Here is an 8,334-nt window from a genome sequence, read left to right as displayed (position 1 = left end):
TTTTGAAGGATATGGAAAGCCGGGGAATTTATGTTCGCAGTACCTCAATGCCGGGACTGGCGGAAGAAGCGGGAGGCGCTTACAAAGATATCGATGATGTGATTGAGGCGGCTGAATTAGCTGGAATTAGCAAAAAAGTTGTGCGCTTGACTCCCATTGGCAATATTAAGGGATAGCTCATGTTCAGATTTTAGAATAATTGGAGAATTGAAACATGGGCAGATACATAAATTGCTTCGTGGGAGGCGAGGGTAAGATCGTTTGGAAGTACGGTTTTGGCGTGCAAAACTCAGAAATGCACAGAATTTATGACGAACTTGGAATTGGTGAATACAAGCTAGTAAAAGATGTAGATTCCCAAGAGGATAATTTAGGAAAGATTACCAACAGAATTTATGAATATACTGACGATTGGAGGGAAGCTGATTGCGACGTACTAATATTAACGCGCAGTGACATCCCTAAGTTAGAAGAGAAACTGGCAATTTTGAAAGCGGAAAGCAACGATGAGTGGTACATAGGAATGATTGAAGCAATTAGAGACTTCACGATCGAGCATCCTGACTTACAAGAATTTGTATTTGAGGGAGAATGGTAAATTTTGTGGATAGTACTGATGCCAATGCGCTCGTTACAGAACATCTCGAATTATGCAATTATAAAGTGTCGGGTTACTGGGATGAAAAAGATGAATTTTATGAAGAAATTACGTTGCCTCGTTCCTTGTCTGCTGAGGTAATCAGCAGTTCTATTGGTGTTACAGACAGAGAAGAATGGATACAACTGAAATTTGTCCTCAAAGCTGATAAACTTGCTTCAGAAGATAAACCCAGTCACGGGGAGGTAGAAAAAAAAATTGGCGAAGTGATTTTGATTTATGATAAAAATATGGAATTTATTGATGAGAATTGGCAAATAGATATCGAATCTCCTTTTGTTATTGTCATATCATGTCCGATTGCATCAGTTGCCTAAAAAAATCGCTCTCTTATCTGTGTTCATCTGTGTTCATCTGTTTTCATCTGTGGTAAAAATTTAACACTCGATTACGAAGAGACAATTTCCCGTATCGCTCATGTACTACCGATACAACCGGACACGATGTCAAACATTAACAAAGATATGCGATCGCCCGCAATAGTTAGCATAAAAAGGATACTTTATGCAAGTACGAACACCACTAACAGTAATTACTGGGCCACTCGGAAGCGGAAAAACAACTCTGCTTCGCCACATCCTCGATAGTTTTCCCAAAAAAATCGCGATTCTCATGAATGAATTTGGCGAAATTGCGATCGACACCAAAATCATTCAAGGTAAAAATGTGGAAATGGCAGACCTTGGCGGCGGATGTGTCTGCTGTTCCCTGCTGGGAGAATTTGAAGCTGCTGTCAACGAGATCGTCGATACAGTAGATCCCGATAACATTGTAGTGGAAACAACCGGAGTTGCCGAACCGGATGCGCTGGTTTTTGATATTCAAGAAAGTCTCACCAGAGTGCGTTTGGATGGAGTTGTTACCGTCATCGATGCCGACGCAATGGTAAAATATCCGCAAGTCGGTCATACCGGCAGGATGCAAATTGAAGCGGCAGATACCATCCTTTTAAATAAAGTTGATTTGGTATCGGAAACTGAGTTAGAAGGGATAGAGAAAAAGCTCAACTCCTTCAACGAAATTGCCTCAATTTTGCGAACAAAAAGGTGTCAGGTAGATGTAGATTTGCTGTTTGGTATTGGTAGAGAACGAGTGCAACCGCCACCCCACCACGTTCATCAACCGGAATTTGAATCTTTCGGCTACAAAACTGCTGCCATTTTAAATAGCGAACGTTTTGAGGAATTTGCCAACTTCCTACAAACAGATGTTTATCGATCCAAAGGTTTTGTAAAATTTTCGGATGGAAATTATCTGTTTAATTTTGTAGCTGGACGTTGGGATTTGGAGCCGTTTGAACAAGAGGGAACCGAACTGGTTTTCATCGGCAAAAAAGTGTGCGATCGCCAAGAGCAAATTATCAGTCAATTAAAATTGTGCGAGCAATAGCTTATGGATTATGAGTTTTTGGAAGATGTTGCCACTGCGGATATTGCTTTTCGCGCTCATGGAAAAGATTTACCAGAACTTTTCCAAGCCGCAGGCGATGCAACTATCAACACCATGATCGATAATTTGGCAGCAATAGAGCCAAGAGAAACGCGAAGTTTTAGTTTAGAAAATGATGACTTAGATTTGTTGCTTTTCAATTTTTTACAAGAACTAATTTATTATAAAGACAGCGAGTTACTTTTGCTGAGAGCGCAGCAAATTGAGATCGAGGAGAAAGACAACTTATATCATTTGAGTGCGATTACCACGGGAGAAAAGCTCGATCCAAACCGACACGAACAGCGGGTAGATGTCAAAGCCGTAACATTACATCAATTTGAATTGCGAAAAAGCGATCGCGGTTGGACGGCTATGGTAATCCTTGATATATAGTCTGATAAGAAAGAGCCGTCAACCCGCTTGTCGGTTGGCAATATTTTTAAGCCATCCCATGAGCCAAATAACTTCAGGTTTATTCTCACACGAGTATAGGCTAACTGTGCCTGCGACGCGATTAGTCTATACTTTTTTTAGTAGGGTGTATTGCCTACCTTGCAGAAAAGCGGTGTTAGACGCGGTTGACCCAAAAAAATAGTGCGTCAAATAGCAGTCGATCGTCAATCCGGGTTGTAAAATATCACCGCTAGATATCGACAAAGAGGCTACGATCCTTCTCATCTACTCTGGGTGCCAGATTGTATGCAGCTTAATCCCTAAAGTCACACAACCAAACTATGATAGACCTTCCTGGCATTGCCATCAAAGCTCCCATCTATGAAAGCGTCAACTCCGAAGTTTACCGAGGCATCCGAGCGGAGGATAACCAACCTGTGATCGTCAAGGTGCTGAAGCAAGACTATCCCACCCCAGATGAGCTTCGCAGATACAAGCAAGAATATGAAATCAGCTGCAAATTTAATATTGATGGTGTCACCAAAGCTTATGGATTAGAAAGCTATCAAAGAACGATGTTCATCATTTTTGAGGATTTTGGCGGGGAATCGCTAAAAAAGTTGATGAAGCAGCGAAAATTTAAATTAGCTGAAGTTATCCGAATTGCTGTTGCTATTACCGATAGTTTAGGTCATATTCACGCAGCCAATATTATTCACAAAGATATCAATCCATCTAATATAGTTTTTAACCCAGAAACCCAGCAACTAAAAATCATCGACTTTGGTATTTCCAGCATTTTTACCCGCGAAAATCCTACCCTGAAAAATCCCAATGTTTTAGAAGGTACTTTGGCATATATATCTCCGGAACAAACAGGGAGAATGAACCGCTTCCTGGATTACCGCACGGACTTTTACTCTCTCGGTGTCACTTTTTACGAACTCCTCACAGGAAAACTGCCGTTTGAGACCACCGATGCTTTAGAGTTGCTGCATTGCCACATTGCCAAACAGCCAAATGAAGTGAAAAGTCAAAATTCCCAATTCAAAAATGAAGAAATTCCACAGGTTATTTCAGATATTGTAATGAAATTGATGGCGAAGAATGCAGAAGATCGCTATCAGACTGCCTGGGGAATTAAAGCAGACTTAGAAGAATGTTTGTCTCAGCTACAGACAAATGGATTTATATTTTCTTTCCCCCTCGCTTCGCAAGATATTTCTGACAAGTTTCAAATTCCCCAAAAACTCTACGGACGCGAGAGAGAAGTGGAAACTTTACTGGCAGCATTTGAGCGAGTCAGCGGTACGGAACAACTAACAACGGACAACGGACAACGGACAAGTAACAAAATTGAAATGATGCTGGTGGCAGGTTATTCCGGCATCGGGAAGTCAGTTTTAGTGCAAGAAATTCACAAACCTATTACAGAAAAGCGCGGCTATTTTATTTCTGGCAAATTCGATCAGTTTCAACGCAACGTTCCCTACTCTGCGGTTGTGAGTGCTTTGGAAGGATTAGTGCGGCGAATTTTAACCGAAAGCGATGAACAGCTAAAACTTTGGCGACAAAAACTAGAAGCAGCACTTGGCTCCAACGGTCAGGTGATTATTGATGTAATTCCCGAAGTAGAATTGATTGTTGGCAAACAACCACCTGTACCAGAATTAGGGCCACAAGAGTCGCAAAATCGCTTTAACCTTGTGTTCCAAAACTTCATCCGAACTTTTTGTTTAAAGGAGCATCCGTTAGTCATTTTTTTAGACGATTTGCAATGGGCAGATGCAGCTTCTTTGAAGTTAATAGAACTGATGATGACGGAAGTAGAATTGCAATATTTGTTCTCGATCGGAGCGTATCGCGATAATGAAGTAAATCCTTCCCATCCTCTGATGATAACTATTGATGAATTGCAGAAAAAAGGAGCAACAGTCAATTTTATAAGTTTAAATCCTTTAAATATGCAGCAGATCGGTGAATTGATTGCCGATACTTTACACAGCGATACTGAGTCGGTCAAACCATTAGCAAAATTGGTGGTGCATAAAACAGAGGGCAATCCTTTCTTTGTCAATGAATTTCTCAAAACGTTGCACGCTGAAAATCTGCTCAATTTTAATTTTCGTTATCGAAGTTGGCAATGGAATATCAATCAAATTGAGGCAGTAGGTATAACTGATAATGTCGTGGAGTTAATGATAGGGAAGTTGAAGAAATTGCCAGATGCAACGCAGCAGGTGTTGCGCTTAGCTGCTTGTGTAGGCGCATCTTTCGATCTAAATACTCTCTCTATCATCTGCGAAAAATCACCTGCTGAAGTTTTCCAAAATTTAACTCCGGCAGTTCAGTCCACCTTAATTCTGGCTGCATCTGAGTGGGATTATCAATTGTTAATTCAAAATTATCAATTTTTGCACGATCGCGTCCAACAAGCAGCTTATGCCTTGATTGATGAAGAACAAAAACAAGCCGTTCACTTACAAATAGGTCGCCTACTTTTGCAAAATACTCAACCGCAAGATTTAGGGGAGAAAATCTTCAATATCGTCGATCATCTCGACCTGGGAATTGCACTTGTGAGCCCACAAACAGAAAGAGATAAAATTGCTCGATTAAATCTGATTGCTGGTGAGAAAGCTAAAGCGGCGACAGCTTATGAAGCAGCGCTAAAATATCTGACTGTAGGTATGGATATTTTGGATAAAAATCGCTGGGCAGATCGGTATGAATTAAGTTTATCCCTGCATAAGGAACGAGCAGAAGTTGAGTATTTAAGCGGTAACTTTGAGCGATCGGAAAAATTGTTTACTATTGCCTTAGAGCAAGCAAAATCTAATTTTAGCAAGTTAGAAATTTACAGAATATACATGAATTTGTGTATGACTCAAGGAAAATTTAGTCAAGCCGTTTCTTTGGGCTTAGATGGATTGCGTAGTTTGGGGATTGACGTACCTAATTCTCAAACAGAATTGTTAACTGTTATTTCAGCAGAATCAGAAGAAGTTGCCGCTAAGCTTCAGAAACGTAACATGGAAAGCTTGCTTGACGATCCAGAATGTCAAGACAATGAAAAGAGGCTTTGCATGAATTTGATAGTGGATTTATGGGCAGCAGCTTATTTAATGGGAGACCGAAACTGGTCGGATTGGTGCAGTTTTAAAATAGTTAATTTTACCCTGACATATGGCGTTGTAGGGGCTTCTGCATTTGGATATATACTCTATGGATTCATATTAGCTGCGCGGTATCAATATCCACTAGCTTATCAGTTTGGACAACTAGGTTTTCGGCTCATTAATAAGCTCAACATACGGACTTTGCTTGGGAAGGTTATCAACATTTTTGCCCATACGATCGGTCCATATCAAGTTCACCTGAGAAACAATGTGGAGCTTTACGCTTTATCGACGATCGCCTGTTTGGAATGTGGGGATTTAATTTACGGAGTCTGGGCTATATATTACAGAATATGGGCAAGGTTCATAGTCGGCGATGAATTAACAGAAGTTTATGAAGATAGCAAAAAATATTTGTTTAGCGTGCAAAAAATCAACGATAGGAATATATTTTATTCCTATCTTAGTTTGCAAAACACCATCCGCACTTTGCTGGATGATAATGAAGTTGTCGCGCCAGATGAATTGTTTGATGAAGCAGTAATTTTAAAGGAATGGCAAGAGAGCGGTTTTAATATTGGCATTCATTGGCACGGCACTCGTAAGTTACAACTTTTATTGATTCAAGGTGAATTTGCCAAAGCCGCTCAACTCGCGATAGAAAATGAAAAAACAGTGGGAAGCTGTGCTGGTTTTTATAATATAATCGAACATTATTTTTATGCTTCATTGTGCCTCACCGCACATTATTCTGTAGCGTCTGAAAAAGCGCAGCAAGAATACAGGAAAATTCTGGCAGATAATGAAGCAAAAATGAAGATATGGGCAGATAACTGTCCGGTAAATTATTTGCATAAGTATCTGTTGATAAAGGCAGAAATCGCTCGCCTTTCCGGTCAAGATTTAGAGGCGATCGACTACTACGATCGCGCAATTGAATCAGCCAGCGAAAATAAATATATTCAGAATGAAGCTTTAGCCCATGAATTAGCCGCTAAATTCTGGTTAAGCAAAGGCAAACAAAAAATTGCCCAAGTTTATATGACTGATGCCTACTACTGCTATTTGCGTTGGGGAGCGCAAGCGAAGGTGAAGTATTTGGAGTCAAAATATCCGCATTTAATTACTAAATTATCGACAAATACCCTGACTACCATTCCCACGACAACTATAAGCGTGACAACTACAAGCGCAGCAATTGGAACTCTAGATTTCGGCACATTAATAAAAGCATCGCAAGCGATTTCCGGTGAAATTTTGCTGGAAAAGTTACTTTCCAAGTTGATGAAAATTATTATCGAAAATGCTGGGGCACAAATTGGCTACCTAGTTTTGCATTCCCACACAGAACAAGGGAAAGAAGAGGGTCAACTGTTAATAGAAGCCAGCGGTGTGGTGGATTCTGATAACGTCGCGGTGCTGCAGTCAGTACCTATTGAAAACCGCCTACCCGTATCGATCGTCAACTATGTTGCCCGCACAAAGGAAACGATCGTCCTCAACGATGCGGTTAGCGAAATGCAAAATCCAAAATCTAAAATCCAAAATCCAGATGACCCATACATCAAAAAAAATAAACCTAAATCTATCTTGTGTGCGCCGTTAATGAATCAAGGTAAGCTTTGGGGCATTGTGTATCTGGAAAATAATCTGACCACAGCAGCTTTTACTCCTAACAGTTTGGAAGTTTTGCAACTGTTATCCGGACAAGCGGCGATCGCGATTGCCAATGCCAAACTTTACGGAGAAGTCAAGCAAGCGGAAAAGTTGTTAGCAGAATACAATCGTACTTTAGAAATTCAAGTTGCCGAACGCACTCAGGAACTTTCGCAAGCGCTGGAAAACCTCAAAGCTACCCAAGAAGAACTCATCCAATCCGAAAAAATGGCAGCTTTAGGACAACTGGTTGCTGGCGTTGCCCATGAAGTTAATACGCCGCTGGGGGCAATTCGATCGTCCGTTGAAAATATTGCCGAATTCATGAATTCATCACTCCAAAAGTTACCAGAATTTTTTCAACAACTTTCTCCAGAACGTCAGCGAGACTTCTTCGCCTTGCTGCAAAATTTAACCCAACAAACAACTGCCTTGTCTAGCAAAGAAAGACGCTCCTTCAAACGCGCTTTAGTGAGTAAACTAAATTCTTATAACGTTGTCAATGCCGATACCGTTGCCGATACTTTAGTAGACCTGGGCATTTACGAAAATCTCGAACCATTTTTGCCGTTGCTGAAAGACCCGGAAAGCGAAAAAGTATTAAACACCGCCTATCAACTTGCCAGCGTCCAAAAAAGCACCCAAACCATTACCACAGCAACAAACCGTGCCGCCAAAATAGTGTTTGCCTTAAAAAGCTACGCTCGTTATGACCATTCCGGACAAAAGTTACGGACAAATATCACAGATGGGATTGAAACTGTGTTAACCCTTTATCACAACCAACTCAAGCATGGTGTGGAAGTAGTGAGAAACTACGATGCCTCTTTGCCGACTGTTTTGTGCTATCCCGACGAACTCAATCAAGTCTGGACAAATTTGATTCACAATGCTTTACAAGCAATGCACAATAATGGAATATTAACCATTAATGTGACTCAACAAGATAGTTGTTTAAATATAAGCATAACCGATAGCGGTACGGGTATACCACCGGAGATTATGCCACGAATATTTGACCCATTTTTTACTACAAAACCACCCGGCGAAGGCAGCGGTTTGGGATTGAATATTGTG

General features: G+C 40.7%; 6 protein-coding genes. All 6 read left to right on the top strand.

All coding sequences use genetic code 11. From position 1 onward, the window contains the following. Positions 1-11: 11 nt before the first annotated feature. Positions 12-176, top strand: coding sequence for an RtcB family protein (locus H6S82_RS10590; protein ID WP_277926394.1), 165 nt, complete (start codon positions 12-14; stop codon positions 174-176). Positions 177-214: 38 nt separating this feature from the next. After that, the gene (locus H6S82_RS10585) at positions 215-598 is read left to right on the top strand and encodes a hypothetical protein (protein WP_190466619.1); all 384 of its coding nucleotides are present in this window, start codon (positions 215-217) and stop codon (positions 596-598) included. Positions 599-603: 5 nt separating this feature from the next. Beyond that, a complete protein-coding gene (locus tag H6S82_RS10580) occupies positions 604-975 on the top strand; it encodes a hypothetical protein (RefSeq protein WP_242056899.1) in 372 nt (123 codons plus the stop codon). Positions 976-1,162: 187 nt separating this feature from the next. Continuing rightward, positions 1,163-2,047, top strand: coding sequence for a GTP-binding protein (locus tag H6S82_RS10575; RefSeq protein ID WP_190466613.1), 885 nt, complete (start codon positions 1,163-1,165; stop codon positions 2,045-2,047). Between the two features lie 3 nt (positions 2,048-2,050). Continuing rightward, positions 2,051-2,482 carry an archease gene (locus H6S82_RS10570; RefSeq protein WP_190466608.1) on the top strand — a complete coding sequence of 144 codons (432 nt, stop codon included), beginning with the start codon at positions 2,051-2,053 and terminating at the stop codon, positions 2,480-2,482. A 341-nt stretch (positions 2,483-2,823) separates the two neighbouring features. Then, the coding region (locus H6S82_RS10565; protein ID WP_191056205.1) for an ATP-binding sensor histidine kinase at positions 2,824-8,334 on the top strand (5,511 nt) is incomplete at its 3' end.

Origin of the sequence: Planktothrix sp. FACHB-1355 (assembly GCF_014748295.1) — a bacterium.
Taxonomy (GTDB): Bacteria; Cyanobacteriota; Cyanobacteriia; order Cyanobacteriales; family Aerosakkonemataceae; genus Aerosakkonema; species Aerosakkonema funiforme_A.
The sequence above is the reverse complement of the archived record's forward strand: the minus strand, read 5'-3'. Positions and strand labels throughout refer to the sequence as shown.

What these genes read in the sequence shown, in the direction of transcription:
- H6S82_RS10585 (WP_190466619.1), top strand. Translation starts at nt 215, where the DNA reads ATGGGCAGATACATAAATTGCTTCGTGGGAGGCGAGGGTAAGATCGTT.
- H6S82_RS10575 (WP_190466613.1), top strand. Translation starts at nt 1,163, where the DNA reads ATGCAAGTACGAACACCACTAACAGTAATTACTGGGCCACTCGGAAGC.
- H6S82_RS10570 (WP_190466608.1), top strand. Translation starts at nt 2,051, where the DNA reads ATGGATTATGAGTTTTTGGAAGATGTTGCCACTGCGGATATTGCTTTT.
- H6S82_RS10590 (WP_277926394.1), top strand. Translation starts at nt 12, where the DNA reads ATGGAAAGCCGGGGAATTTATGTTCGCAGTACCTCAATGCCGGGACTG.